This is a genomic window from Collibacillus ludicampi, assembly GCF_023705585.1.
In the GTDB taxonomy this organism is placed as follows: domain Bacteria; phylum Bacillota; class Bacilli; order Tumebacillales; family BOQE01; genus Collibacillus; species Collibacillus ludicampi.
The window spans coordinates 1025623-1051977 of record NZ_BOQE01000001.1 but is presented as its reverse complement, the minus strand read 5'-3'; the positions used below and the strand labels follow the sequence as shown (position 1 = coordinate 1051977).

Here is a 26355-nt window from a genome sequence, read left to right as displayed (position 1 = left end):
CAATGATTCGCATCGGGAATAAAACCATTGGGGAAGGACAACCTGTTTTTATCATTGCGGAAGCAGGAGTCAATCATCAGGGAGACCTGAATATCGCCAGGCGCTTGGTAGACATCGCTGTTGAGGCAGGGGCTGACGCGGTCAAATTCCAAACTTTTAAAGCAGAAAAAATCGTTACAAGGACTGCCGAGAAAGCGGAATACCAGAAAGAGACTACGGGAACGAATGAGTCTCAATTTGAAATGTTAAAAAGGCTGGAACTTGGCTTTGATCAACATCTAGTACTCAAATCATACGCAGAAGAGCGCGGAATCTTGTTTCTCTCGACCCCCTTTGATGTACAAAGTGTCAATTGGCTAGAAGAATTGAATGTCCCATTGTATAAAATCAGTTCAGGCGATTTGACCAATACGGTTTTGTTGCACAGGATTGCTGCCACAAAAAAACCGGTTATTCTTTCGACGGGTATGGCTACGATCGAAGAAATTCAGGAAGCGTTAGACGTATTGCGAGAAATCGATGTATGCCTATTGCATTGTACAACCAGTTATCCCACCCCGTTTGAAGATGTCAATTTACGGGCGATGCAAACATTACGAAGTACCTTCCAAAAGATTACGGGATATTCCGATCATACGCTCGGAATCGAAGTTCCGTTAGCAGCTGTCGCCATGGGCGCTCAAATCATAGAAAAACACTTTACGTATGATAAGAAGGCAGAAGGTCCTGATCATCACGCATCTTTAAGTCCGGAAGAACTGAAATTGATGATTCAGGGGATACGTCGAGTGGAAAAGGCGTTGGGTACACCCAAGAAAGAGTTATCACCCTCTGAAGTGAAAAACAGGAATTTGGCAAGAAAAAGTGTTGTAACCAGCCGACCAATAAAAAAAGGAACGATTCTAACGGAGGATATGTTGACCGTGAAAAGACCGGGAACCGGATTGCCACCCAAAACGTTTCATCAATTAATAGGAAAAAGGGTTAAAGAAGATCTACCTGCTGATTACTTGATTGATTGGAAAGATGTGGATGACGAATGAAGGAAGTTTTTGTGGTCGGAGCCGGAGGCCATGCAAAGGTTTCAATTGATATTCTGCAATCATCTGGGTATACAGTTGTGGGTATCGTTGATGATAATCCATCGATGCTTGGAAAGACAGTTTCAGGAGTTCAAGTTATTGGACAGAGTAGTATTTTAGAAGAACTGTATAGATCCGGCCTGAAGGAAGCGTTTATCGCAATAGGGAACAACCAAATTCGCATGAAAATAGCCGAAAAAATGGAGCGTATGGGTTTTTCATTTGTAAAAGCGATTCATCCGAGAAGCATCGTTGCTTCATCCGTTCAGGTCGGAGATGGTAGTCTCGTGGCAGCTGGAGCCGTGTTGAATCCTGATTCTTGTATAGGTAAACAAGTGATCGTGAATACGGGTGCTACAGTGGATCATGATTGCATGGTAGAAGAAGGAGCCCACATTGCACCGGGGTCTCACCTCGCAGGTCAAGTTTTTATTGGAAAGAGAACCCATATTGGTATTGGAACATCAGTGATTCAAGGGATTCACATTGGTGAGGATTCGATAGTTGGAGCAGGTTCTGTAGTTGTCCGCTCACTTCCTGCGAAAGTGAAAGCGTATGGTGTACCCGCACGCATAGTTGAAACTCTTATTTGATTCCGTTCAAGGGGGAAACATCATGTTCGTGCCTTTATCAAATCCTGATATTACCGACCATGAACGCAAGATGGTGATGGACGTATTATCGACGTCAACCTTGAGTATTGGACCATGGGTCTTGGAGTTTGAGAAACGAATAGCGGATTATGTAGGTGTCAAACATGCGATTGCGGTAAATAGCGGAACAAGTGGTCTTCATCTGATAGTTCGTGCATTGGATATTCGCGATGGAGATGAGGTTATTACGACCCCGTTCAGTTTTGTAGCTTCGAGCAATTGTCTGCTTTTTGAAAGGGCTAAACCTGTTTTTGTAGATATCGATCCAGATACGATGAATATCGACGTAAAAAAAATCGAGGAAAAAATTACAGAAAAAACGAAAGCGATTCTTCCTGTACATGTATTTGGTCAACCGACAGACATGGAAGAAATATTAAAAATTAGCGAGAAGTATAATCTTCCTATCATCGAGGATGCTTGCGAGGCCATCGGCGCGGAGTATAAAGGGAAAAAAGCTGGGGCCATGGGCAAGGCTGGGGTATTTGCTTTCTATCCGAATAAACAAATAACGACGGGAGAGGGCGGTATCATTGTGACAAATGATGACGAACTGGCCCGTTTGTGCCGGAGCATGAGAAACCAGGGAAGAGGAGAAGGTAATGCGTGGCTTGCCCATGAGCGCTTAGGATTCAATTATCGCATGGACGAGTTGAGTGCCGCGTTAGGAGTGGCACAGTTGGACAGGATCGATGAGATACTCTCGAAAAGAGAGGCAGTAGCGCAGCGCTATAATAAATACTTTGAAAATGTAAATGGCGTAATTGTCCCTTACGTCTCTCCCGAAGTAAAAATGAGTTGGTTTGTTTACGTGATTCGCTTTGCAGAAGAGTTCGACAGGGCTTCAATCATGCGAAGTCTTCATGAGAAGGGAATTGGATGTCGTCCATATTTTTCCCCCATTCATTTGCAACCTTTTTATAGAAAAGAATTTGGATTTAAGCCCGGAGATTTTCCTATTACTGAAAGAGTTTCTCAAACAACTCTAGCTATACCTTTTTTTAATAATCTTTCCGATGAACAAGCTCTATATGTTGTTGAGACGATAAAAGAGTGTATTAATAATCATGCTGATTGAGATATCTATTCAATAAATTTTAAGCCGATGGTCTTATTGTCAAATCGATTGATCAAGGAGTGGTCATGATTTAATTCTTGCTTTACATATATTACATAAATAAGAAATATATAAAAACGAACAACCAGAGCAAGCATATAATGCCTATAGAACCTGACCGCTATCAGGTTCTTTTTTATTCCATCGCCCAGTGTCCTTTTATCCCCAGTGCAATAATCTTTCGCCGGTTTAAAAATTCAGATATCCTGTGTACATGTGGATAAATTTGTGGATAATGACTTGGATACTGTGAATAAGTGTCCGAAAACCGCGAAGTTATCAACAACATGTTCAGCATGTGGGGATCCCTACTATATCTAGCAAAAGTTCAATCATTCCCCTATTGAATTAATATACGTTTAAATGTATAGTATTTCATGTGTACGAAAGCGCATGCCTATTGTAAAATTAAATAGAAAGATTCAGAAACTTAAAGTTTGAGGGGGAAGTTGTGTTGAAAACGTGGAAGTCTCTTATGCTAGCAAGTACATTAGCAGCAGGTCTTACTTTCGTCGCTGCAGGATGCGCTCCCAAGTCGGCGGCACCGGGGGGAGATTCCGCACAAAGTGGCAATCAGAAAGAATATGTTGTGGGTACGGATGCTTCCTACGCGCCTTTTGAGTCTGTGGACAGCAAGACACAACAGGTCGTCGGTTTTGACATTGATGTGGTCAAAGCGATCGCGGAAAAAGAAGGCATGAAGGTGAAGTTTGTGAATACCCCATGGGATGGGATTTTCGCGGCTTTGAACAATGGCGAGCGCGATTTCCTCGTATCCGCGATTACGATTACGGACGAACGTAAGAAGACGATGGACTTTTCCGATAAATATTTTGAAGCGACCCAAATGATTGTGTCCAAAGACGGAAGCGTGAAGACTTTGAACGATCTGAAAGGCAAGAAAATCGGCGTCCAAAACGGAACGACGGGCGATACGATCGTTACCGACTTCCTTGGCAAGGATTACAAAGGAATCAAGCGCTACGATTCGATGCCGCTCGCGCTGGAAGCGTTGAAAAATGGCGACGTGGATGTTGCTGTGGGCGATAACGGTGTGGTCATCGATTATGTGAAAAACAACAAAGCCGACAACCTCCATACCGCGATCGATCCGAAATTCCCGAAAGAGTACTATGGACTGGCTGTTAAGAAGGGCAATACAGAGCTTCTGAACAAGCTGAACGACGGTATTAAGAAGATCAACGAAGACGGCACTTACAAGAAAATCTACGACAAATACTTTGGCCAGCAATAAGTTCGGTGAATCAAAGGAGCGATATGCTTGACCTTTCGTTGGGATGCTATCCAGGAGTACATGCCGTTTTTTATCAGCGGAGCGTACTATACGATTGAATATACGGTAATTTGTATCATTCTTGCGACCCTTCTGGGATTGTTTCTCGGGCTCGGGCGTTTGTCGAAGAATCCATTCATCCAAGGTTTTGTCAAAATGTACGTCTCATTTTTCCGTGGGACGCCTCTGCTCGTGCAGATCTTGTTGTTCCATTTTGCCGTGCTCCCCGCTTTCTTTGGGGGAAAATCTCCCGGGGCTTTCATCTCGGGGATCGTGGCGGTTACGTTGAACTATGCCGCTTACAGCTCTGAGGTGTTCCGCGCGGGAATCCAATCGATTGACCGCGGTCAATGGGAAGCAGCGCGTTCTCTCGGAATGACGCAAAGCCAAATGATGCGTTATGTCGTCTTGCCGCAAGCGTTCCGGCGCATGTTGCCGCCGCTTGGCAATGAAGCGATCGCTCTCTTGAAAGACACATCTTTGCTCGCTGTGATCGCAGGCGGGGAACTGACATATAACGCGCGGGCGATGGCCGGTTCGACGTTGCTCGTCTGGGAACCGTACATCACATTGGCGGTCTTTTACTACATTCTCACCTTCCTGCTGGCCCGGGTGGTCGCTTTCTTGGAAAGGAGGTTCGGCACGGCATGATCCGGGTAACTAATTTACACAAATCGTTCGGCTCGCTCGAAGTGTTGAAGGGGATCGATTGCCATATCCACCCCAAGGAAGTGGTTTGCGTCATCGGTCCTTCCGGTTCGGGGAAATCGACATTTTTGCGTTGCTTAAATCGCCTGGAAGAGATCACAAAAGGCGAAGTGATCGTTAACGGGCACAATATCACTGACCCGAAGACGGATATCAATACGGTCAGACGCGAAGTGGGCATGGTGTTCCAACGCTTCAATCTCTTTCCGCATAAGACGGTTCTTGAAAACATCACACTGGCACCGATCAAGGTTCTGAAAATGCAACCGGCGGAAGCGGAGACACGTGCCCGGGAACTGCTCGCCAAAGTGGGGCTTTCCGACAAAGCGAACGCGTACCCGGATCAATTGTCGGGTGGCCAGCAACAGCGCGTGGCGATCGCCAGGGCGTTGGCGATGAAACCGACGGTCATGCTCTTTGACGAACCTACCTCGGCGCTCGACCCGGAGATGGTCGGCGAAGTGCTCGAAGTGATGAAATCATTGGCGCGCGAAGGCATGACGATGGTCGTGGTGACGCATGAGATGGGATTCGCGCGGGAAGTCAGCGACCGGGTGATTTTCATGGATCAGGGTATCATTCAGGAAGAAGGAAAACCGCAGGATCTCTTTTCCAATCCGCAAAATGAAAGGACGAAGTCGTTCCTTTCAAAAATTCTGTAAAACATGTCAAGCGTTGAACGGGAAATCAAGCGTTTCTGTTCAACGCTTTTTTTGGTATGTGAAAACAGGTATAGGCGTTCATTTTCCGGAGTAGACTAAATATGCCCCCAAAAAAGGGCGATTGTCACATATTTTAGGAGGATGAATGCATGCAAGGAAGAGTCAAATGGTTCAATGCAGAAAAAGGGTATGGCTTTATCGAGCAGGATAATGGGAATGATGTATTCGTTCATTATTCCGCAATCAATGCCGAAGGATTCCGTAGTTTAAATGAAGGCGATGTGGTGGAATTTGACATCGTGGAAGGCACGCGTGGACCACAAGCTGCTAATGTTACAAAACTGTAGAATCAGGTTGACTGATGACTATAGATTTCTGTAACAAGGGACCTTGGGAGAATTCTCAAGGTCTTTTTTCGTTCCGATTGGTCAAGACTATGTTTGTAAAAGATTGATGGAGAAGTTGTAAAAGGATGCAGGATTTTTGTGATTTTTATGGAATATGTATCATATCAGGAAGGGAGGAATACCTCATGAACATTCAAGTTCGCGGTGATCATCTGGAAATCACGGACGCTCTTCGAGACTACGCTGAGAAGAAGATCGGACGGTTGGATAAGTACTTTGACATGCCGCCGGAAACTGCAGTGAATGTTACACTTTCTGTGGAGAAGGACATACACACCGTCGAGGTTACGATGATTATCGGTGGACTCATCCTTCGCGCAGAAGAGAATTCTCCCGATATGTACGCTTCCATTGATCTCGTCACAGAGAAGCTTGAGAAACAAATCGAGAAATACAAAACGAAGCTGAATCGACGTTTTCGTCAAGAAGGCATTCGTACTTTGTTTCAAGATACAGGCACAGCGCCAGCCGACACGAAAGAACCTGAAGTGGTTCGCGTGAAACGTTTTGCCGTCAAGCCTATGCCTGTTGAAGAAGCGATCATGCAAATGGATTTGCTAGGACATGATTTCTTTGTCTTCTCCAATGCGGAGACGGATGAAGTGAACGTTGTCTATAAACGCAAAGATGGTCAGTACGGATTGATCGAACCAACCTTTGCGTAAAAATGGATATATCATGAAGGGGCTGTCCCAAAAGTCTAACAACTGAGGGCAGCCCCTTTTCTTATCTGACCTCGGTTTTTCCCGTTTTATTATGGTTCATGTCATATTGTGTTGTGTAGTGTAGTTTTTTCGTAATTGATCCGGAAGGAAACGTTCCCGTATAATTAAGAGACTAGAAAAGGATTTTTTGGCACCGTTTTATTGGTATAATTTTCATGGCAGTTGCTATAGGCTAATAGCAAGGATGATCTAGATGTTTTTAGATATTGAACATGAGATCTCTGCATTTCATGGAACGGATGAAGAATCAGCAATTAATATCTGTTCATCAGGCTTTCAAATCCCCAAAGTTATACGAGACGATCATTGGTTAGGGCCTGGAGTATATTTTTTTCGGGATGATTATATTCAAGCAAGGATCTGGGGAAAGACAAAAATTGAGCGAACACCAGAGCTTCACGGGAAAAAGTTGCTGTTCTTCAAGTAAAAATAAAAGTACATGAACGAAATTTCCTAAACCTGGACAACAGAAGAGGACTTGAGGTTTTAAAAAATTTTATTTCTGATGTTGAAAAAGAATTAAAAAATGAAGGTATCAGCCTGGAATTCGAAGAAAAGAATGAAGAACAAATTCGTCATTTTATTTGCTCTTTATTACCAGCTGATGAGTTTCACGTTATACAAAGAACGTTTCCGACAAAATCTAAATATAATTCGTTAGAAATATTTAAGCGGTTAGGTATATATTTGCACGGACAGCAGATTTGTGTACGTAATTTAGTTGCAATTAGTGGTGATCCTGATATTGTGCATGTTGAAGAAGTGAAAATTCATAATCCCAAAATACAAAGAAACTTTAAACGTAATAAGCCAAGGTTAGTTAAAGGTATTGAAAGAGAGGATAAATGACATGTTAAACATTAATAAAATTTTAGATACTGCTAAAGAATTAGGAATTAAGGTTTCTGAGAACTGTGATGTAAAGGGTTTTGTTCAAAGGACAGAAAACGGATTAGAAAAATTAAACGTAAGAGATATGCTAAAAGCTTTCTACACAGATGAAGAGCTAGAGTACATGATTGATAATTCATGGGAATGTCAAGATATCAACGTAAAACTGATAAGACCTCGCCAAGTAAAAAGTAGAATTCCTTTGTTCCCCATCGGCAATACTAAGGACGGTGCATTTTTAAATGTATGCTAGTCTACAATTTAGGGATTACCAAGTTAGAAATATCGAATATAAATTCAATCCGTTTTATGAAGGTGAAGATGAACTAGTACCCGAATTCGATTATGAAATACAAACTGATCAGGATGATTGGTCTGGGGCATGGGTCATATTAAACTTTTCAATCGGAGATAGGACTCTAAATAGTTCTCCAATATATGTTTATGCTTCCATTGCTGGTTATTTTCATTTAAATGGTATTGACGATTATGAAACGGCTATGAGTTATTACAAAGTTAATGCACTGGCCATACTATTTCCTTATTTAAGGGGATTAGTATCAGAGATTACGAGTAAGGGAAGCGAAGCACCTTTGATACTCCCTACATTAAACATTGTTGCCTTATTGGAGGAACTCGATAATAGTAAAAATAATGAAACACAAAAACTTGAACAGGAATAATTCATACAAAAGAGGCCGGATGGCCTTTTAGTTTTTAAATCACATTGTATATTAAAGTAAAGTGAGGAAGCATAAACTGCCTCGTTACTTGTAGCTATCCAACATATACTCCAATCTCCCCTCCACCTCTACGAATCCCCTTGCGACATAAATTTTGCCAATCATGAGTGAAGTGTCTTCCATGTAGTCACTCGCCCATGCCGTACTTGCATAAGATAGCATGGGAGGTGGCAGAAATGGGCTTTCTGACGGGATTCCTCATGGGAATCGTTCAGATTATTTGTTTTTTTCTGGTGGTCAAGATCGGTCAGATTCTCTATTGGAATGTCCGTAAATACGCGGATGTACATCCCGTATGGGTGGAGATCGTCCTGGCAATCATTCTCGTACTTGTTCTGCATGCGGTTGAAAGCATTTGGGCGCTGCTCATCATCGTGGCATTGGCCATCGGCGTGGTACGAGGAGATCAGGAGGAATTGACGCAGGACAAGAGAGTCCACCTAAGGTGACTGGGGGTCACCTTTTTCTTTTTTGGAATTTTTTTGTACTCTTGTGTGGAAAGGTTGTCTCTACCTGCAAAGGAATGTTACAATTCTGCTTTGAGGGATTTCCTTTTGCAGATTAGAGAGGAGTGATTGCTCACATGTTGAGCCTCCTGAAAAAAGTTTTTGGAGATTCGAATGAGCGTGAAATCAAAAGGTTATATAAAGTGGTAGAACGGATCAATAACTTGGAGCCGATGGTGGAGAAGTTGAGTGACGACGAGTTGCGTGGCAAGACGATTGAATTTAAACAACGCCATGCAAACGGCGAGTCACTCGACGATCTGTTGCCGGAGGCGTTTGCCGTCGTGCGGGAAGCAGGTAAACGAGTGCTCGGCAAACGCCACTTCGATGTGCAATTGATGGGGGGGATCGTTCTCCATCAAGGGCGGATCGCTGAGATGCGTACAGGGGAAGGAAAAACCCTTGTCGCTACACTGCCTTCCTATTTAAATGCGCTGTCGGGAAAAGGCGTTCATGTCATTACGGTGAACGATTACCTGGCTCGCCGGGACGCGGAAGAGATGGGGCAGCTCCATCGGTTTCTTGGCCTTTCTGTAGGCTTAAACATCAACGGTATGGAACCGCATGAGAAAAAAGCGGCTTACGCGGCCGATATCACATATGGTACGAACAACGAATTCGGGTTCGATTATTTGCGCGACAATATGGCAATGTCGCTGGATCAGATGGTACAGCGGGAATTGCACTACTGTATTGTCGACGAAGTGGACTCCATCCTGATCGATGAAGCGCGCACGCCGCTAATCATCTCGGGCATGGCGGAAGAGTCCACGGAAATGTACATTCGCGCCAATATTTTCGTCTCCGGCTTGCGTGCCGAAGAAGACTACACCGTTGACGAAAAAGCGCGCTCTGCCGTACTGACGGAACAAGGCGTACGCAAGGCGGAACGCTTCTTTGGCATCCAAAACCTCTTTGAACCGAGTCATATCTCGATTCATCACCATATCACGCAAGCGCTCAAGGCGCATACGTTGATGCATCGGGATAAAGATTACGTGGTGCAGAACGATGAGATTATCATCGTCGACGAGTTCACCGGCCGTTTGATGCACGGTCGCCGCTACAGCGAAGGGCTGCATCAGGCGATCGAAGCGAAGGAAGGCGTGCGGATTCAGAACGAATCGAAGACGCTCGCGACCATTACGCTGCAAAACTACTTCCGCATGTACAAGAAGCTTTCCGGCATGACGGGTACCGCGAAAACGGAAGAAGAAGAATTCCGTTCGATCTACGGCATGGATGTGGTCGTCATTCCGACGAACCGTCCCAACCAGCGGATCGATTTGCCCGATGTGATTTACAAAAACATGCGCGGCAAGTTCAACGCGGTGGTGGCGGAAATCGAAAAACGGCATGCGAAAGGGCAACCGGTGCTTGTGGGTACCACCTCGATCGAAAAGTCGGAATACCTTTCTTCCTTGCTGAAGAAAAAAGGCATTCCCCATCAAGTCTTGAACGCGAAACACCATGAGCGTGAAGCGCAGATCGTGGCGCTCGCCGGACAAAAAGGCGCCGTGACGATCGCCACCAACATGGCGGGACGCGGGACCGACATCATTCTCGGCGAAGGTGTCGCAGAATTGGGGGGCTTGCATATCATCGGTACGGAGCGTCACGAGAGCCGCCGCATCGACAACCAATTGCGCGGGCGGGCGGGACGTCAGGGCGATCCGGGCTCAAGCCAATTTTTCCTCTCGCTTGAGGACGATCTGATGCGGCTGTTTGGTTCGGAGAATATCATGGCAATGATGGATCGCCTGGGACTCGAAGAAGATCAGCCGATCGAAAATCGTCTGGTCACGCGTGCCATCGAAAGTGCGCAGAAGAAAGTGGAAGGGAATAACTTCGATATCCGGAAACACGTGTTGAAATACGATGATGTCATGAATCAGCAGCGCGAAGTGATGTACAAACAACGGCGCGAGCTTCTGGAAAGTGACGATGTTTCCGATACGATCATCAACATGGCAAATGAATTGCTGTCTTACGCTGTGGACACGTATTGTCAGGAAGAAATCGTTCCGGAAGATTGGGATCTGCAAGGATTGATCGATTATCTGGAACACCATATGTTGTCCCCTGGCAAATTGAAGAAGGAAGAGCTCACTAGGTATGCGGACCGCACCGAGATGCTCGAATTCTTGCAGGGACTTGTCCAAGAGGAATATAAAGCCCGTGCGGAGCAGTTAGGCCCGGTCATGAAAGACTTTGAAAAAGTCATTCTGTTGCGCGCGGTTGACAGCAAGTGGATGGATCATATCGACGCGATGGATCAACTGCGTCAAGGCATCCATTTGCGTGCGTATGGTCAGCGCGATCCGCTTGTTGAATACAAATTTGAAGGATACGAGATGTTTGAAGCGATGATCCATTCGATTCGCGAAGAAGTCGTCCTCCTTGTCTTCAAGGCAAACGTTGGTATTGAGGTTCAACCTGTTCAAGTACAAGTATAAGAGTGTGTTAGGAGAACGGAGTGGAGAATAACGATGGCATTGAAAACTTACGGGGAATTGCGTCAGGAGTTAACCAATACAGCCAAGCGATTGGCGGACATCGGGAGGTCTCTTTGACCTCCCCGGCAAGAAAGCTCGCATGCAAGAACTAGAAAACAAGATGGCGGAGCCTTCTTTCTGGGATGATCAAGAAGCCGCACAAAAAGTGATCAGTGAAAACAATGCGATCAAAAACCTCGTGGAACAACTGGAGTCGATGACTCGCGAACAAGAAGACCTGGAAGTGCTACTCGAATTGTCCAAAGAAGAGAACGATGAATCGCTTCTCGATGAAGTGGATCGCGGCGCGGCACAACTGGCCAAGAAGCTGTCCGATTTTGAATTGGAACTGTTGCTATCGGAACCCTACGACAAAAATAATGCGATTCTGGAGATCCATCCGGGTGCCGGCGGTACAGAATCGCAGGATTGGGCTTCCATGCTTTTGCGAATGTATACGCGCTGGGCGGAGGGTCGGGGGTTCAAAGTAGAGACCCTCGATTATCTGCCGGGGGATGAAGCGGGGATCAAGAGTGTAACCCTTTTGATCAAAGGGTATAATGCTTTCGGATATCTCAAAGCGGAGCGCGGCGTGCACCGTTTGGTGCGCATCTCCCCTTTCGACGCGTCCGGACGCCGCCATACTTCTTTCTCTTCGGTGGACGTCATGCCGGAGATGGATGACGATATCGACATCGACATTCGCCAAGAAGACTTAAAAATCGACACGTATCGTTCGAGCGGGGCGGGCGGACAGCATGTGAACACGACCGACTCGGCCGTGCGCATCACCCACATCCCGACGGGCATCGTTGTCACCTGTCAGAGCGAACGTTCGCAAATCAAAAACCGCGCGGCGGCGATGAAGATCCTGGCGGCCAAGTTATATGAAAAGAAACGGGAAGAACAAGAGAAGGAACTGGCCGAAATCCGCGGTGAAGTCAAAGATATCGCATGGGGCAACCAGATTCGCTCGTACGTCTTCCATCCCTATTCGCTCGTGAAAGACCACCGTACCGGATATGAAGTGGGCAACGTACACGCGGTGATGGACGGAGAATTAGACCCGTTTATCGACGCCTGGCTGCGCAGCCGCCTGTCCGCCAAAGAAGAGAACAATGATTAAGATGGGAGCACCCGACCGGGTGCTCTTTTTTGTTATGGAACACCTCATCCCTTCCGAAAGATTTGTATTTTTTTGTCGATAAAGGCAGGGATTTGACGGGCTTTTGTCAAACTAAATCTATGGGAAAATAAGAAGAGTCCTTCGATCAGAGCTCATCGTTTGAACAACCTCTTAAAGCGGAGGCGCGTCATGAATTCTTTCGGTATGCAGAATGAACTCTATACGATATTGGCTGAACGAAAATTAAAGACTGTATATCAACCGATTTACCAATTGGAAAGCTTGCAAGCATACGCCTATGAATCGCTGGCCAGGGGGCCTGCGGAAAGCCGCTATGCGCATCCGCTTACCCTCTTTCAGGATGCGATTGACATGCAAATCGCTCACGAGGTCGATTTGTTAGCGATACAGACAGCTTTGCAGGGTGCTGAAAACAAAATCGAGGGGCTGCTGTTTATCAACGTATTACCATCGACTTTAATGCGGAAAGACGCCATGGAACAATTGTTGGAAATCACCGAAAATTCCAGTTTAAAACACCGTCTCGTTCTTGAGTTAACAGAACGAACACAGGTGAGAGATTTAAAGGAGTTACGAACGGCAGTGAACCTGTTGCGTACACGGGGAATTCGGGTAGCGATCGATGATCTCGGTCAGGGATATTCGTCACTGGCGGCGGTTATCGAATTGGAACCCGAATACATTAAACTGGATCGATCCCTCGTTTCCGGTATTTCTAAATCGTCATTGAAACAAAAGATCGTGGATGTATTGGTTTCCATATCAAACGAAGATATGTTTCTCGTTGCGGAAGGAATCGAAGCGACCAGCGATCTGGAGTATTTAAAAAAAGCGGGGATACCTTTTGGACAAGGTTATTTGTTAGGAATGCCCAAACCGTTGTCCGTTCAGGCCGGATAAATGTTTCTGATGAATCTCAGTATTCCCTTGATGTTTCGCCTTATTTTACGAACGAATATTATTCCAATAACTTAATTGTTCGGATTTTGCTTGACAAGGACCTTAGCCATTGTTACACTGAACGTGTAATTACATACCGCTCGTATATCCTCGGGAATATGGCCCGAGAGTCTCTACCCGGTCACCGTAAATGACTGGACTACGAGTCGAAAGCGAATCTAGGGTTCCGCCTCCGCCAGAGGGAGTTTAAACGCCATTCTCTTGGTATTTCATTCCTTCTAATGAGAGGGCTGGTCCGAGCGTTTCGCATGCCTTTATGCGCATGACACCGAAGGGATAAAAACCCAGGCGGGTAGGTTTCACTCGACGATCGGTTGGATCTGTAGTGACTTACCCATCTGGGTTTTGTTTTTACTTCGTCATAAAACTGCCATCATAGGTGATTCTAAGAACGAAAAGGAGTGGGTTGCATGAATAAAAAAGTCCTGATCGTCATGGGAAGCGATTCCGATCTTCCTATCATGCAGGAAGCTGCCAAAGCGCTCGAAAAAATGGGCGTTCCCTCTGAGATCCGCATCTCTTCGGCACATCGTGTTCCGGATAAGACGGCTCAACTCGCACGTGAAGCGGAGCAGAACGGGTTTGCAGTCATTATCGCGGGTGCGGGATTGGCCGCCCATTTGCCAGGGGTTATCGCGGCACATACCACATTGCCTGTCATCGGGGTACCGATTCAAGGCGGCGCGATCCAAGGGGTGGACGCGCTCTATGCGATCGTTCAGATGCCGCAAGGAATTCCGGTGGCAACCGTTGCGATCAACGGCGCCTACAACGCAGGCCTTTTAGCTGCCCAGATCATCGCGACATCCGATGCGGAAGTGGCAGCCAAGTTGAAAGCGCATCGTGAAGAAATGGCCAAAAAAGTGGAAGAAAAGGACGCAAAACTGCAGGATCTCGGAGCATCCGCATATATAAAAGAGGTCTTGAAACGATAAGAGGGCGTGTTTCAAAAGAACTCGCTTGCACGACCGTTTAAGAGGAGGACATTGTTGTGATTGAACGTTATTCACTTCCGGAGATGTCGGCGATATGGACGCTGGACAACCGTTTTCGCATGTGGCTGGAGGTCGAGATTCTCGCGTGCGAAGCATGGGCGGAGTTGGGCGTGATCCCGCGTGAAGACGTGGAGAAGATTCGCAAACACGCGGATTTTAAAACGGAGCGCGTGCTTGAGATCGAAGAACAAACCCGCCATGATGTCGTCGCTTTCACGCGCGCGGTTTCCGAAAGCTTAGGCCCGGAGCGCAAATGGGTCCATTACGGTTTGACTTCGACCGACGTGGTCGATACAGCGCTGTCTGCACAGATCAAGCAGGCGAACCAGATCATCCGCAAGGATCTGCATGATTTCATCGATGTGTTGAAAAAGCAAGCGCAGAAGTACAAATACACGATCATGATGGGGCGCACACACGGTGTGCATGCGGAACCGACAACCTTCGGTCTGAAAGTCGCTCTCTGGTATGAGGAGATGAAACGCAATCTGGAGCGATTTGAGCAGGCAGCCAAAGGGATCGAATTCGGAAAAATTTCCGGTGCCGTCGGTACGTATGCGAACATCGACCCTTTTGTTGAGAAATATGTGTGCGAGAAACTCGGACTGACTCCCGCTCCGATCTCGACGCAAACGTTGCAGCGCGATCGTCATGCGGCTTATATCGCAACGATCGCTTTGATCGGTACGACGCTCGATAAGATCGCGACGGAGATCCGCGCACTGCAAAAAACGGAAGTACGCGAAGTGGAAGAGCCGTTTTACAAAGGGCAAAAAGGTTCTTCGGCGATGCCGCATAAACGCAATCCCGTGTCCTGCGAGCAAATTTCCGGTCTTTCCCGCATCCTGCGCGGCAACATGCTGGCCGCCTATGAAAACGTTCCGTTGTGGCATGAACGGGATATTTCCCATTCATCGGTGGAACGCGTCATCATTCCGGATTGCACGATTTTGATCAACTATATGTTGCGCCGCATGATTCGCATCGTGGACAACCTGACCGTTTTCCCGGAAAACATGAAGCGGAACATGGAACGCACATTCGGTCTTATCTTCTCCCAACGCGTCTTGCTTGCCTTGATCGACAAAGGGCTTGTGCGTGAACAGGCGTACGACACCGTGCAAGCGCGCGCGATGCAAGCGTGGGAAGAACAACGCTCCTTCCGCGAACTGATCGAAAACGACCCGGTCGTGAAGGAACATCTGAGCAAAGAAGAACTCGACGACTGCTTTGACCCCAGCTGGCATATCAAGCATGTCGATACCATTTTTGAACGTTTGGGGTTATAGAGGCTTCCGGTTCAAGAAGCTATTCCTAAGAATCCAAGTTTTTCAAAGTAGCCCTCATGCCGTGAGCGGCACCATCCGTGGAGAGAAAAGTATCTTTTGGTGGGCGTAATGCTTTGCGTGAGACAGCGACCTTGGAGGTCGCCTCGCAACATATGACCATAAATCCGTGCGAGACGACCTCCACGGAGCATGAGCGCAAAGCATACGCCCACCACACCACAAATTTTCAAAAGTACAACAAGAGAGGACGAATACCATGATGACTGTTATAAAAGGCGAAATGCTATACGAAGGAAAAGCGAAAAAAGTCTTTCTGACAGACCGCGACGATCAATACATCGTTGAATTCAAAGACGATGCCACCGCATTTAACGGAGAAAAAAGAGGCAAAATTGCAGACAAAGGACATCTCAATAACGAAATTTCCACCATCTTCTTTCGCATGCTTGAAGAGAAGGGAATCCCTACCCACTTCATCGATCGCTTATCCGAACGCGAAATGTTAGTGAAAAAAGTGACGATCGTACCCCTCGAAGTGGTTGTCCGCAACATTGCGGCCGGTTCCCTTGCGAAACGTCTCGGACTGGAAGAAGGAACCGTTTTGCCGAAAACCGTAGTCGAATTCTATTACAAAGATGATAGCCTCGGCGATCCGCTGGTCAACCCTTCCCACATCGATGTGCTCGAACTGGCGACTGCAGAACAAGTATCGACCATGGAACAATACGGACGCAAAATTAACGAAATCATGAAAGACTACTTAAAAGACAAAAATGTCATTCTTGTCGATTTTAAATTAGAATTCGGTATCGATACCCAAGGAAATCTCATCCTCGCCGACGAGATCTCGCCTGATACCTGCCGTTTCTGGGATGCGGAAACGAAAGAGAAACTGGACAAAGACCGTTTCCGTCGCGATCTGGGCTCGGTTGAAGAAGCTTACCAAGAAATCCTGCGACGTTTAGGAGGTACCGTTTCATGATCCTCGTTCGTATTCATGTCACGTTAAAAAAATCGGTCCTTGATCCGCAAGGCACGGCGGTGACCCGCTCCCTTCATGCCCTCGGATATGATGAAGTGGAAGATGTGCGCATCGGAAAATACCTCGAAGTGAAAGTCAAGACGACAGACAAGCGTATGGCAGAAGAGCGCGTCCGGGAGATGTGTGAAAAGCTTCTCGCCAACACGGTGATCGAAACATACGAAATTGAACTGGTGGAGGCGTGATTGATGCGATTTGCGGTGATCGTTTTCCCGGGTTCGAACTGCGACATCGACGCATACAAAGCGGTCGAGGATGTGCTTGCCCAAGATGTCGACTACGTATGGCATAAGGAAACGGATCTCTCTCAGTATGACTGCATCTTTTTGCCCGGCGGTTTTTCCTATGGCGACTATTTGCGTTGCGGCGCCATGGCGGCACGCTCTCCGGTCATGGAAGCCGTGAAAAAAGAAGCGAAAGCAGGCAAATTGGTGATCGGAGTCTGCAACGGGTTTCAGGTCTTGACAGAAGCGGGTCTTCTGCCGGGGGCCCTTCGCCACAACCAACAATTGAAATTCCGCTGTGAGATCGTTCCGCTCACCGTTATGAACAAGAATACACCGTTTACGTGCGACTACGAACAGGATGAAATCATTCATATCCCGATCGCACACGGTGAGGGCAACTATTACGTGGATGAAGAAACGCTAGCGAAGATGAAAGAGAACAATCAAATCGTCTTCCGCTATGCGGGAGTCAACCCGAACGGTTCTGTCGAAAATATCGCGGGGATTGTTAACGAGGCGGGCAACGTTCTCGGCATGATGCCGCACCCTGAACGTGCGGTACATGATTGGCTTGGCTCGAATGACGGTAGACGCCTGTTTACATCGATTTTACGGACATGGAGGGAGAAGCACGGTGCGTAACGAACCCACCCCACAACAAATTGCCGATGAGAAAATCTACCGCACCATGGGATTGACGGATGCGGAGTATGAACGGATCGTCACCCTGCTTGGCCGACAGCCGAATTACGTGGAAACAGGTATCTACTCGGTGATGTGGTCCGAACATTGCTCGTACAAGAGCTCCAAACCGGTGTTGAAACGCTTCCCCACTTCAGGTCCGCGCGTCCTACAGGGTCCTGGGGAAAATGCGGGGATCGTCGATATCGGCGATAACCTTGCCGTCGTGTTCAAAATCGAATCGCATAACCACCCGTCTGCTATCGAGCCCTATCAGGGAGCGGCGACAGGAGTCGGCGGAATCATCCGCGACATCTTTACGATGGGCGCGCGACCGGTCGCTCTGCTGAACTCCTTGCGTTTCGGACCGATTGAAAACAACGAGCGCAACAAATATCTGTTCGCGCACGTCGTCGAAGGGATCGCCGGTTACGGGAACTGTATCGGTATTCCGACCGTGGGTGGAGAAGTCGTTTTTGATGAAAAATACACCCATAACCCCCTGGTCAATGCCATGTGTGTCGGGATCATCGATCAAGACAAGATCGCGAAAGGCGCTGCTAAAGGCGTCGGCAACCCGGTGATGGTCGTGGGTGCGCGCACGGGGCGCGACGGAATCCACGGTGCAACGTTCGCGTCGGCGGAAGACCCGCATGCAAAGGAACGCTCCGCGGTGCAAGTGGGCGATCCGTTCATGGAGAAGTTGCTTCTTGAGGCTTGCTTGGAATTGATCGAGACGGGAGAAGTCGTCGGGATACAGGACATGGGTGCCGCAGGGATGACCTCTTCGTCTTCCGAAATGGCTGCACGCGCCGGTTCCGGAATCGAACTGGATATGTTGAAAGTGCCGCGTCGCGAAGAAGGCATGACCCCTTATGAAATCATGCTCTCCGAATCCCAAGAGCGCATGCTGGTCGTCATGAAAAAAGGAAAAGAGCATATCGCGGAAGAGATTTTTGCAAAATGGGGCCTGGAAGCGACCGTCATCGGCCGTGTGACCGATGATGGCATGCTGCGCATTCTCGAAGGCGATCAAGTGGCGGCTGAAATTCCGGTGAAGACTCTTGTGGATGATGCCCCTGTCTATCATCGTCCGTCTGCCCGTCCCCAATATCTCGACGAAACGGAAACGTTCGACGTCGAATCGGTGGCTGAACCTGCCGATTTGCAAGACGTGCTGCATATTCTCCTTCGTCAACCGACGATCGCTTCAAAAGAATGGGTGTATCACCAATATGATTACATGGTGCGTACATCGACAGCCGTTCGTCCGGGATCGGATGCGGCCGTTGTCGTGATCCGCGGTACGCAAAAAGCGCTGGCGATGTCCACAGACGGAAATGGCAAGTATGTCTACCTCGATCCGGAGATGGGAGGCAAGCTTGCAGTTGCCGAGGCGGCGAGAAACGTCGTATGTTCCGGGGCGGAACCGCTTGCGGTGACCGACTGTTTGAACTATTCGAATCCGGAAAAGCCGGAGATCTTCTATCAATTTGAAAAGTCGATTGACGGGATGGCAGAAGCTTGCCGCGTGCTGGAAACTCCCGTCATCTCGGGGAACGTCTCGCTTTACAACGAAACGAACGGAATCGATATCTATCCGACACCGGTCGTGGGCATGGTCGGCCTCGTGCATGATGTCGCCCATATCACCACGCAGGAATTCAAACAGGACGGCGACTTCATCTATTTGATCGGAAGGACGAACAAGGATCTGGGCGGTTCCGAATACCTGCACGCGATTCACGGCAAGGTGGCAGGCACAGCGCCCGTGATCGATCTGGATTTTGAGAAGAAAGTGCAACGTTTGACGCTCACCGCTATCCAGAGAGGACTTGTGCGTGCGGCACATGACTGCGCGGAAGGAGGACTGGCGGTCGCACTGGCGGAAAGTTGTATCACAGGACAAAAAGGCGCGGTCATCGAGATTCAGACAGAGTTGCGCAGCGATGCGGCATTGTTTGCGGAAAGCCCGTCTCGCATCCTTGTGGAGATTGCGCCTGAGCATGTGGACGATTTTCTCGCGTTGGCAAAAGAACATGATGTACCTGTGGAGAAGCTGGGGCAAGTACGCGGGGATCAATTGATCATTTCCGTCAATGGAGACGTGAAGATTTCCGATCAGGTGAAGAACCTTGCTTCCACATGGAAAGGAGCCATTCCATGCTTGATGACCTGATCTTTGACAAATGGCATGAAGAATGTGGAGTCTTTGGGATCTACGGTCATGAGAACGCCGCCGAGTTGACCTATTACGCGCTGTATGCTTTGCAGCATCGCGGACAGGAATCGGCGGGAATCGCCACGATCGATGGGGAGAAGATGTACCATCACAAAAATATGGGACTTGTGGCGGAAGTGTTTTCCAACGATATCTTGAAAACTTTGAAAGGGCATGCGGCCATCGGTCATGTGCGTTATTCCACCACGGGCCTTTCCACGGTTCAGAACGCGCAGCCGTTGACGTTCGGATTCTTGCGGGGAAGTATGGCGCTGGCCCATAACGGCAATCTGATCAATGCGCATCAACTGCATGCGTTTTTGGAAGAGCACGGCTCGATTTTCCAATCGACGTCCGATACGGAAGTGGTCGCGCATCTGATCGCCCGTTCCGGCTATCCGACATTGGAAGAGAACATTCGAGCTTCGATTTCGATGGTCAAAGGTGCTTATGCATTCGTCGTCTTGACCGATGAGAAACTGGTGGCGTTACGCGATCCCATGGGGTTGCGGCCGATGGCTCTCGGGCGTTTTGGAGATGCGTATGTAGTCGCTTCGGAAACCTGTGCGTTTGATGCGATCGGGGCGGAGTTTGTTCGCGATATCGAACCGGGTGAAATGATCGTCATCGACAGGGAAGGGTTGCGTTCGGAAAGGTTTGCTGCACAGAATCGCAAAGCGCTTTGTACATTTGAATACATTTACTTCGCGCGCCCTGACTCCAATATCGATGGTTTCAACGTGCATACGGTGAGAAAACAATTCGGTCGTCTGTTGGCAAGGGAACATCCGGTCGATGCGGACGTGGTGATCGGTGTACCTGATTCCTCGATTTCAGCGGCCATCGGTTATGCGGAAGAAGCGGGCATTCCTTATGAAATCGGCTTGATCAAGAACCGCTATGTGGGACGGACGTTCATTCAACCGAGCCAGGAATTGCGAGCGCTCGGCGTCAAATTGAAGCTCTCGGCGGTCAGAGGTGTCGTGGAAGGGAAAAGGGTCGTGATGATCGACGATTCAATCGTCCGCGGCACGACATCCGGACGGATCGTGAGCATGTTACGGGAAGCGGGCGCTATCGAAGTGCATGTGCGCATTTCCTCCCCTCCCGTGACCCATCCGTGTTTTTACGGGATCGATACATCAGCGAGAGAAGAATTGATCGCCTCGAAAAAATCGGTGGAAGAGATCCGCGAGTTTATCGGTGCGGACAGTCTCGCCTATCTCTCGGAAGCAAACATGATGAAAGCGTTCGGCGTCGAGTCTTTGCAGGCGCATAGTTACTGTAACGCATGTTTTACCGGTCGATACCCCACGGAGATTTATGAAGACCTGAATAAGTTCGCGCTGGAAAGGTAAGGTAGAAATGAGCGTGCAGAACAACGAAAAGAAGCCACAAGATTTTTACAGAGAAGCGGGCGTGGATATCGATGCCGGCAATGAAACGGTCGAGCGCATCAAACCGCACGTGGCCCGCACCATGCGCAAAGAAGTGTTGACATCACTTGGAGGTTTTGGCGGAGGCTTTCTTCTTGATGTCGCCAAATACAAAGAGCCTCTTCTCGTTTCGGGTACGGACGGTGTAGGTACGAAGCTGAAACTCGCATTCGCTCTCGATAAGCACGACACGATCGGGATCGATGCGGTGGCCATGTGTGTGAACGATATTCTGGTCATGGGAGCGGAGCCGCTTTTTTTCCTCGATTATCTGGCGACAGGAAAACTTGTGCCCCGCGTGGCGGAGCAGATCGTAAAAGGAATCGCCGACGGATGCGAACAAGCGGGCTGTGCGCTCGTAGGCGGTGAAACAGCGGAGATGCCAGGCATGTATGCGGATGGAGAATATGATATCGCCGGCTTTGCGGTCGGTGTCGTCGAAAAGAGCCGAGTGATCGACGGTACTCGCGTGAAACCTGGGGATGTGTTGATCGGGCTCGCTTCCAGTGGCGTTCATTCCAACGGGTATTCTCTGGTGCGCAAAGTTTTCTTGACGGATAAAGGCTACTCCTTGGATCACCGTTTCCCCGAATTGGAGCGAACACTGGGAGAAGAGCTTTTGACCCCCACGCGCATTTACGTCAAAAGTGTCTTGCCTCTCCTCGGCCGCGTCGACATTCGGGCGATGGCACATATCACGGGCGGCGGTTTCCTTGAGAACATTCCGCGCGTACTGCCCGGGGGTGTGGATGTGCAGATTGAAGGAGGCTCTTGGCCGATTCTCCCGATCTTCCAACTATTGCAGAGGGAAGGGGGAATCCCCGCACGTGATATGTTCCGTACATTTAATATGGGGATCGGTATGATTCTGATCGTGCCGGAAGAACAAGCCGACGAGGTCTTGGCGGAAGTGACTGCGCGCGGTGAAAAAGCGTACCGGATCGGTACGGTCGTCGAAGGGGCACGCCAGGTGAAGATTTCAGGAATTGAGGGAATCGCATGAAGCGTGTAGCGGTATTTGCGTCAGGTAGCGGCTCCAATCTGCAAGTGTTATTGGACAAAGCGAAGAACGACGAACTCGGAGGCGCTGTGATCGAACTTGTCGTTTCTGACAAACCGGAGGCAAAAGCGGTGGAGAGAGCGAAACAGGCAGGGGTTCCCTGCCTTGCTCTTGTTCCCAAGGAGTTTGCCGATAAAGCGGCTTATGAAGAACGGATCGTGCGGGAACTGAAGCAGCGGGAAATTGATTTCATCGTACTCGCTGGCTATATGCGCTTGTGTGGACCAATATTGCTTGAGGCATATGGTGGACGCATCATCAATTTGCATCCTTCCTTGCTCCCCGCTTTTCCAGGTAAAGACGCGATCGGACAAGCGCTCGCGTACGGAGTCAAATACACCGGAGTGACCGTGCACTTTGTCGATGAAGGCATGGATACAGGTCCCATCATCGCTCAGGAGCCTGTGAAGATTCATGACCATGAAACGAAGGAAGAACTGACCCGACGCGTGCAAGAGGTGGAACACCGCCTCCTTCCCCAGGTTCTCATCGATTGGGTCGAGGGCCGCATCCATGTCGATGGGCGGGTAGTGATTTATGAGAACCGAAGGGGTTCAAAAGAGCCCACTTTACAGTAGGCAGCGCTACCGAACAGCGCGCAAAAAGGTACACCCGCCAAACCCAATCGTTTCAAAATAGAAAAGCAGACACGAAAGGAGCTCTAAAACATCATGAAACGGGCACTCATCAGTGTATCCGATAAAACAGGTATTCTTGAACTCGCTCAGGCACTTGTCCGCCACGAGATCGAAATCGTCTCCACTGGCGGAACCGCCAAGCTCCTGAAAGAAAATGGAATACCTGTAACGGGAATCTCCGATATCACCGGATTTCCGGAGATCATGGACGGACGTGTCAAAACCCTTCACCCCAACATTCATGGCGGACTGTTGGCGATCCGTTCCAACGAATCGCATATGCGGGCGATCCAAGAACTCGGGATCCAACCGATCGACTATGTAATCGTCAACCTCTATCCGTTCCAAGCGACGATCGAGAAACCAGACGTCACTTTGGAAGATGCGATCGAAAACATCGACATCGGCGGACCTTCGATGCTCCGTGCGGCAGCCAAGAATTATCAGGACGTCCTGGTCGTCGTGGACGCAGCCGATTATCCCGCCGTGATCGAGCACCTGGAGCAGGGAAAACCATTTACGCGTGAAGAGCGTCTGGCATTCGCGGCCAAAGTCTTCCGTCATACGGCCGCATATGACGCCCTCGTTTCCCAATACTTGACCAAGCAAACCGGTGTGGAATACCCGGAACGGATCACGTTGACATACGAGAAAGCCCAAGATTTGCGCTATGGCGAGAATCCGCATCAGTCGGCCGCTTTCTACCGCGAACCATCTGCAGGCAAACACACGATCGCCGGCGCGAGACAATTGCACGGAAAAGAACTGTCCTACAATAACATCAATGACGCCAATGCGGCCCTTGCGATCGTGCAAGAGTTTGCGGAACCGGCTGTCGTTGCCGTCAAACACACCAATCCTTGCGGAGTGGGGATCGCCGGGACGATTTTCGACGCTTACATGAAAGCGTACGAGGCCGATCCGGTTTCCATCTTCGGCGGCATTGTCGCACTCAATCGCCCGGTCGACAAAGCGACTGCACAAAAAATGGCGGAAATCTTCCTCGAAATCATCATCGCCCCGTCATTCGACGCGGATGCGTTGGACATTTTGACACAAAAGAAAAATCTGCGCTTGCTTGAAGTGAGTCAAGAGCCCTCGGGCGGCATTCCAGCGCTCGGCGAACCGAAGACTCTGTTAAAAGTGAACGGCGGTCTGTTGATCCAAGATGTCGATACCCAAACATTACAGCCAGCCGATCTGAAAGTCGTAACCAAACGCCAACCGACCGATGAGGAAATGAAACAACTGTTGTTCGCTTGGACGGTGGTCAAACACGTGAAATCCAATGCGATTGTCCTCGCGAAAGACAACTGCACAGTGGGTGTTGGCGCGGGACAGATGAATCGCGTCGGTGCTGCGAAAATCGCCATCGAGCAAGCGGGTGAACGGGCGAAAGGCGCTGTTCTCGCGTCCGATGCGTTCTTTCCGATGTCCGATACGGTGGAGGCGGCAGCATCTGCCGGGATCACGGCGATTATTCAGCCCGGAGGATCGATCAAAGACGCGGATTCCATCGCAGCGGCCGATGAGGCGGGTATCGCCATGGTGTTTACGGGTATACGCCACTTCAAACATTAAGTTGGGGGAAACGAAAGATGAAAATCCTTGTGGTAGGCGGCGGGGGGCGTGAACATGCGATCGTTCATGCCCTCGCGCAAAGTCATCATCGTCCAAAGCTCTATTGCGCGCCGGGCAATCCGGGCATTGCGCAAGAAGCGGCACTTGTGAATATACCTGCGGATGCCGTCCGGGAACTGGCTGATTTTGCGGAAAAAGAAAATATCGATCTTACTGTCGTCGGACCGGAAGCGCCGCTTCTTGCCGGAATCGTCGATATCTTTGAGGAGCGGGGGTTACGAATTTACGGTCCTCGCAAAGCGGCGGCATTGATTGAAGGCTCCAAATCGTTCGCCAAAGATCTGATGCTTGCAAACGGGGTGCCTACCGCATGGTACCGCACATTTACCGATTTGCAGGAAGCGAAATCGTTTGTACGCGAGAAAGGGGCACCGATCGTCATCAAAGCGGACGGCTTGGCGGCCGGGAAAGGGGTTGTCGTCGCCATGACGCTCGCCGAGGCGGAAGATGCGCTTGAAGCCATGATGGGCGAGAAAGTTTTTGGGGAAGCGGGAACGCGTGTCGTGATCGAAGAGTACCTTGAAGGGCAGGAAGCCACCGTCATGGCTTTTGTCGATGGGAAAACCATTCGCGTCATGGAGGCTTCGCAGGATCATAAGCCTGTATTCGATGGCGACAAAGGTCCCAATACCGGAGGAATGGGGACCTATTCTCCTGTTCCGCTGGCCACTCCCGAATTGTATCAACAGGTAGAGGAGTCGATCATCCGTCCCGTAGTGGATGCGCTCAGGGAGCAAGGAACGCCGTTCAAAGGCACCCTCTACGCCGGGCTGATGCTGACGAAAGATGGCCCGAAAGTCATCGAATTTAACGCGCGCTTCGGCGATCCTGAAACGCAGGTGATTCTCCCTCGCCTTCAGTCCGACCTTGTGGATGTCATGCTCGCCGTCGTTGAAGGGCGGCTTCATGAGATCGATTTATCGTGGAAAAGCGATGCGGCCGTCTGCGTGATCATGGCTGCCGAAGGATACCCAGGGTCTTATCGCAAAGGGGAACTCATCCATGGACTTGCCCAAGTGAACGAAAATGTGTTCGTCTATCATGCGGGAACGGCAGAAAAAGACGGACAGATCGTCACCTCCGGAGGACGCGTCTTGGGCGTGACCGGTTTCGGCAAAGATCTGGCTTCCGCGAAAGCATCCGCATACAGCGGTGTGGAACAAATCCATTTTCAAGGCGCACATTATCGCCGCGACATCGCTGATAAAGCATTCAAAAGCTGACCAGTTGTAACTGGCCGGCTTTTTTCATTTAAGGAGTGTCTTGGGGTGGGCGTAATGCTTTGCGCGTCATAGAGACTTTGAAGGTCGTCTCGCAACATTGATCATATTCCGTGTGAAACGACCTTTACGTAAACATGAGCGCAAAGCATATGCCCTCCAAACTACACATTTTCAAGATCCACCAACCTGCAAACGGCACCATCAGAGGATGAACAGTTTCTTATACGAAAAAAGTACTTTAAGGTTACCACAAGCAACAGAGTATCTTTTGGGTGGGTGTTATCGCTTTGCGGCGCAGAGGTGAGTTGAAGGTCGTTCCGCAACTTCTATTGAGAATCCGAGCGGGACGACCTTCATCGAACCCAAGCGCAAAGCGATACACCCACCCAAGCACTAGTTACTGCATCTCACCGAACCCAAGCACTAATTCTCAAAGTATAAAATCTGATGAAATGTTTAAAAAAGAGAATTGTGGAAATAGTAAAAAGTAAGCAAATCAATGAAAAGGAGAG

26 protein-coding genes and 1 riboswitch are annotated in these 26355 nt (G+C 48.9%); all 26 genes read left to right on the top strand.

The genetic code is table 11. The features are described 5' to 3' along the window. The first annotated feature begins 2 nt into the window (after positions 1–2). The 26 genes from neuB (at position 3) to purD (ending at position 25843) form a co-directional block, all read left to right on the top strand. Positions 3–1043, top strand: coding sequence for an N-acetylneuraminate synthase (gene neuB, locus DNHGIG_RS05330; protein ID WP_282198687.1), 1041 nt, complete (start codon positions 3–5; stop codon positions 1041–1043). Next, positions 1040–1675, top strand: coding sequence for an acetyltransferase (locus DNHGIG_RS05325; protein WP_282198686.1), 636 nt, complete (start codon positions 1040–1042; stop codon positions 1673–1675). The genes neuB and DNHGIG_RS05325 overlap by 4 nt, the downstream gene beginning before the upstream one ends. 22 nt (positions 1676–1697) lie before the next feature. Beyond that, positions 1698–2813 carry a DegT/DnrJ/EryC1/StrS family aminotransferase gene (locus DNHGIG_RS05320; RefSeq protein ID WP_282198685.1) on the top strand — a complete coding sequence of 372 codons (1116 nt, stop codon included), beginning with the start codon at positions 1698–1700 and terminating at the stop codon, positions 2811–2813. A 493-nt stretch (positions 2814–3306) separates the two neighbouring features. After that, entirely contained in the window at positions 3307–4107 is an 801-nt protein-coding gene (locus tag DNHGIG_RS05315; protein WP_282198684.1) for a basic amino acid ABC transporter substrate-binding protein, read from the top strand. A gap of 27 nt (positions 4108–4134) precedes the next feature. Beyond that, complete coding sequence (locus tag DNHGIG_RS05310; protein ID WP_282198683.1) at positions 4135–4797, top strand: amino acid ABC transporter permease; 663 nt, start codon at positions 4135–4137, stop codon at positions 4795–4797. Beyond that, positions 4794–5516: an amino acid ABC transporter ATP-binding protein gene (locus tag DNHGIG_RS05305; protein WP_282198682.1), complete on the top strand. Its 723-nt coding sequence runs from the start codon at positions 4794–4796 to the stop codon at positions 5514–5516. The genes DNHGIG_RS05310 and DNHGIG_RS05305 overlap by 4 nt, the downstream gene beginning before the upstream one ends. A gap of 149 nt (positions 5517–5665) precedes the next feature. Beyond that, positions 5666–5863, top strand: a complete 198-nt coding sequence (locus DNHGIG_RS05300; RefSeq protein WP_282198681.1) for a cold shock domain-containing protein — start codon at positions 5666–5668, stop codon at positions 5861–5863. Between the two features lie 185 nt (positions 5864–6048). After that, the gene (gene hpf, locus DNHGIG_RS05295; RefSeq protein ID WP_282198680.1) at positions 6049–6588 is read left to right on the top strand and encodes a ribosome hibernation-promoting factor, HPF/YfiA family; all 540 of its coding nucleotides are present in this window, start codon (positions 6049–6051) and stop codon (positions 6586–6588) included. Positions 6589–6841: 253 nt separating this feature from the next. Next, positions 6842–7075: a poly(ADP-ribose) polymerase family protein gene (locus tag DNHGIG_RS05290; protein ID WP_282198679.1), complete on the top strand. Its 234-nt coding sequence runs from the start codon at positions 6842–6844 to the stop codon at positions 7073–7075. 423 nt (positions 7076–7498) lie between these two features. Next, positions 7499–7792, top strand: coding sequence for a hypothetical protein (locus DNHGIG_RS05285; protein ID WP_282198678.1), 294 nt, complete (start codon positions 7499–7501; stop codon positions 7790–7792). Then, the gene (locus tag DNHGIG_RS05280) at positions 7782–8222 is read left to right on the top strand and encodes a protein-export chaperone SecB (protein WP_282198677.1); all 441 of its coding nucleotides are present in this window, start codon (positions 7782–7784) and stop codon (positions 8220–8222) included. Before DNHGIG_RS05285 ends, DNHGIG_RS05280 begins: the two co-directional genes overlap by 11 nt. 236 nt (positions 8223–8458) lie before the next feature. Then, complete coding sequence (locus DNHGIG_RS05275) at positions 8459–8731, top strand: hypothetical protein (RefSeq protein ID WP_282198676.1); 273 nt, start codon at positions 8459–8461, stop codon at positions 8729–8731. A 134-nt stretch (positions 8732–8865) separates the two neighbouring features. Beyond that, positions 8866–11244, top strand: coding sequence for a preprotein translocase subunit SecA (gene secA, locus DNHGIG_RS05270; protein WP_282198675.1), 2379 nt, complete (start codon positions 8866–8868; stop codon positions 11242–11244). Positions 11245–11277: 33 nt separating this feature from the next. Continuing rightward, positions 11278–12409, top strand: a protein-coding gene (prfB, locus tag DNHGIG_RS05265) for a peptide chain release factor 2 (protein WP_282198674.1) whose coding sequence is annotated in 2 segments (ribosomal slippage) — positions 11278–11358 and positions 11360–12409 — 1131 coding nt in all. Because the reading frame shifts where the segments join, the coding sequence is not laid out codon by codon here. Positions 12410–12598: 189 nt separating this feature from the next. Beyond that, positions 12599–13330, top strand: coding sequence for an EAL domain-containing protein (locus DNHGIG_RS05260; protein ID WP_282198673.1), 732 nt, complete (start codon positions 12599–12601; stop codon positions 13328–13330). A 120-nt stretch (positions 13331–13450) separates the two neighbouring features. Beyond that, a riboswitch (purine riboswitch) is annotated at positions 13451–13552 on the top strand. A gap of 248 nt (positions 13553–13800) precedes the next feature. Further along, positions 13801–14325, top strand: a complete 525-nt coding sequence (purE, locus tag DNHGIG_RS05255; RefSeq protein ID WP_282198672.1) for a 5-(carboxyamino)imidazole ribonucleotide mutase — start codon at positions 13801–13803, stop codon at positions 14323–14325. 56 nt (positions 14326–14381) lie between these two features. Next, entirely contained in the window at positions 14382–15674 is a 1293-nt protein-coding gene (gene purB, locus DNHGIG_RS05250; RefSeq protein ID WP_282198671.1) for an adenylosuccinate lyase, read from the top strand. 259 nt (positions 15675–15933) lie between these two features. Next, a complete protein-coding gene (gene purC / locus DNHGIG_RS05245) occupies positions 15934–16656 on the top strand; it encodes a phosphoribosylaminoimidazolesuccinocarboxamide synthase (RefSeq protein WP_282201360.1) in 723 nt (240 codons plus the stop codon). After that, positions 16653–16901, top strand: coding sequence for a phosphoribosylformylglycinamidine synthase subunit PurS (gene purS / locus DNHGIG_RS05240; protein WP_282198670.1), 249 nt, complete (start codon positions 16653–16655; stop codon positions 16899–16901). The genes purC and purS overlap by 4 nt, the downstream gene beginning before the upstream one ends. Positions 16902–16904: 3 nt before the next feature. Beyond that, positions 16905–17585, top strand: a complete 681-nt coding sequence (gene purQ / locus DNHGIG_RS05235) for a phosphoribosylformylglycinamidine synthase subunit PurQ (protein WP_282198669.1) — start codon at positions 16905–16907, stop codon at positions 17583–17585. Then, complete coding sequence (gene purL, locus DNHGIG_RS05230) at positions 17524–19803, top strand: phosphoribosylformylglycinamidine synthase subunit PurL (RefSeq protein ID WP_282201359.1); 2280 nt, start codon at positions 17524–17526, stop codon at positions 19801–19803. Before purQ ends, purL begins: the two co-directional genes overlap by 62 nt. After that, entirely contained in the window at positions 19788–21203 is a 1416-nt protein-coding gene (gene purF / locus DNHGIG_RS05225; RefSeq protein ID WP_282198668.1) for an amidophosphoribosyltransferase, read from the top strand. Before purL ends, purF begins: the two co-directional genes overlap by 16 nt. 13 nt (positions 21204–21216) lie before the next feature. Continuing rightward, a complete protein-coding gene (purM, locus tag DNHGIG_RS05220) occupies positions 21217–22284 on the top strand; it encodes a phosphoribosylformylglycinamidine cyclo-ligase (protein ID WP_282198667.1) in 1068 nt (355 codons plus the stop codon). Continuing rightward, positions 22281–22919 carry a phosphoribosylglycinamide formyltransferase gene (purN, locus tag DNHGIG_RS05215; RefSeq protein WP_282198666.1) on the top strand — a complete coding sequence of 213 codons (639 nt, stop codon included), beginning with the start codon at positions 22281–22283 and terminating at the stop codon, positions 22917–22919. Before purM ends, purN begins: the two co-directional genes overlap by 4 nt. Before the next feature lie 93 nt (positions 22920–23012). Further along, a complete protein-coding gene (gene purH / locus DNHGIG_RS05210) occupies positions 23013–24560 on the top strand; it encodes a bifunctional phosphoribosylaminoimidazolecarboxamide formyltransferase/IMP cyclohydrolase (RefSeq protein ID WP_282198665.1) in 1548 nt (515 codons plus the stop codon). Positions 24561–24577: 17 nt separating this feature from the next. Beyond that, positions 24578–25843, top strand: a complete 1266-nt coding sequence (gene purD, locus DNHGIG_RS05205) for a phosphoribosylamine--glycine ligase (RefSeq protein WP_282198664.1) — start codon at positions 24578–24580, stop codon at positions 25841–25843. Positions 25844–26355 lie beyond the last annotated feature (512 nt).

Excerpts from the sequence above, each read along its gene's own strand:
- neuB (WP_282198687.1), top strand. The coding sequence starts at position 3 with ATGATTCGCATCGGGAATAAAACCATTGGGGAAGGACAACCTGTTTTT.
- DNHGIG_RS05325 (WP_282198686.1), top strand. The coding sequence starts at position 1,040 with ATGAAGGAAGTTTTTGTGGTCGGAGCCGGAGGCCATGCAAAGGTTTCA.
- DNHGIG_RS05320 (WP_282198685.1), top strand. The coding sequence starts at position 1,698 with ATGTTCGTGCCTTTATCAAATCCTGATATTACCGACCATGAACGCAAG.
- DNHGIG_RS05305 (WP_282198682.1), top strand. The coding sequence starts at position 4,794 with ATGATCCGGGTAACTAATTTACACAAATCGTTCGGCTCGCTCGAAGTG.
- DNHGIG_RS05300 (WP_282198681.1), top strand. The coding sequence starts at position 5,666 with ATGCAAGGAAGAGTCAAATGGTTCAATGCAGAAAAAGGGTATGGCTTT.
- hpf (WP_282198680.1), top strand. The coding sequence starts at position 6,049 with ATGAACATTCAAGTTCGCGGTGATCATCTGGAAATCACGGACGCTCTT.
- DNHGIG_RS05290 (WP_282198679.1), top strand. The coding sequence starts at position 6,842 with ATGTTTTTAGATATTGAACATGAGATCTCTGCATTTCATGGAACGGAT.
- DNHGIG_RS05285 (WP_282198678.1), top strand. The coding sequence starts at position 7,499 with ATGTTAAACATTAATAAAATTTTAGATACTGCTAAAGAATTAGGAATT.
- DNHGIG_RS05280 (WP_282198677.1), top strand. The coding sequence starts at position 7,782 with ATGTATGCTAGTCTACAATTTAGGGATTACCAAGTTAGAAATATCGAA.
- DNHGIG_RS05275 (WP_282198676.1), top strand. The coding sequence starts at position 8,459 with ATGGGCTTTCTGACGGGATTCCTCATGGGAATCGTTCAGATTATTTGT.
- secA (WP_282198675.1), top strand. The coding sequence starts at position 8,866 with ATGTTGAGCCTCCTGAAAAAAGTTTTTGGAGATTCGAATGAGCGTGAA.
- DNHGIG_RS05260 (WP_282198673.1), top strand. The coding sequence starts at position 12,599 with ATGAATTCTTTCGGTATGCAGAATGAACTCTATACGATATTGGCTGAA.
- purE (WP_282198672.1), top strand. The coding sequence starts at position 13,801 with ATGAATAAAAAAGTCCTGATCGTCATGGGAAGCGATTCCGATCTTCCT.
- purC (WP_282201360.1), top strand. The coding sequence starts at position 15,934 with ATGACTGTTATAAAAGGCGAAATGCTATACGAAGGAAAAGCGAAAAAA.
- purS (WP_282198670.1), top strand. The coding sequence starts at position 16,653 with ATGATCCTCGTTCGTATTCATGTCACGTTAAAAAAATCGGTCCTTGAT.
- purQ (WP_282198669.1), top strand. The coding sequence starts at position 16,905 with ATGCGATTTGCGGTGATCGTTTTCCCGGGTTCGAACTGCGACATCGAC.
- purL (WP_282201359.1), top strand. The coding sequence starts at position 17,524 with ATGACGGTAGACGCCTGTTTACATCGATTTTACGGACATGGAGGGAGA.
- purF (WP_282198668.1), top strand. The coding sequence starts at position 19,788 with ATGCTTGATGACCTGATCTTTGACAAATGGCATGAAGAATGTGGAGTC.
- purN (WP_282198666.1), top strand. The coding sequence starts at position 22,281 with ATGAAGCGTGTAGCGGTATTTGCGTCAGGTAGCGGCTCCAATCTGCAA.
- purH (WP_282198665.1), top strand. The coding sequence starts at position 23,013 with ATGAAACGGGCACTCATCAGTGTATCCGATAAAACAGGTATTCTTGAA.
- purD (WP_282198664.1), top strand. The coding sequence starts at position 24,578 with ATGAAAATCCTTGTGGTAGGCGGCGGGGGGCGTGAACATGCGATCGTT.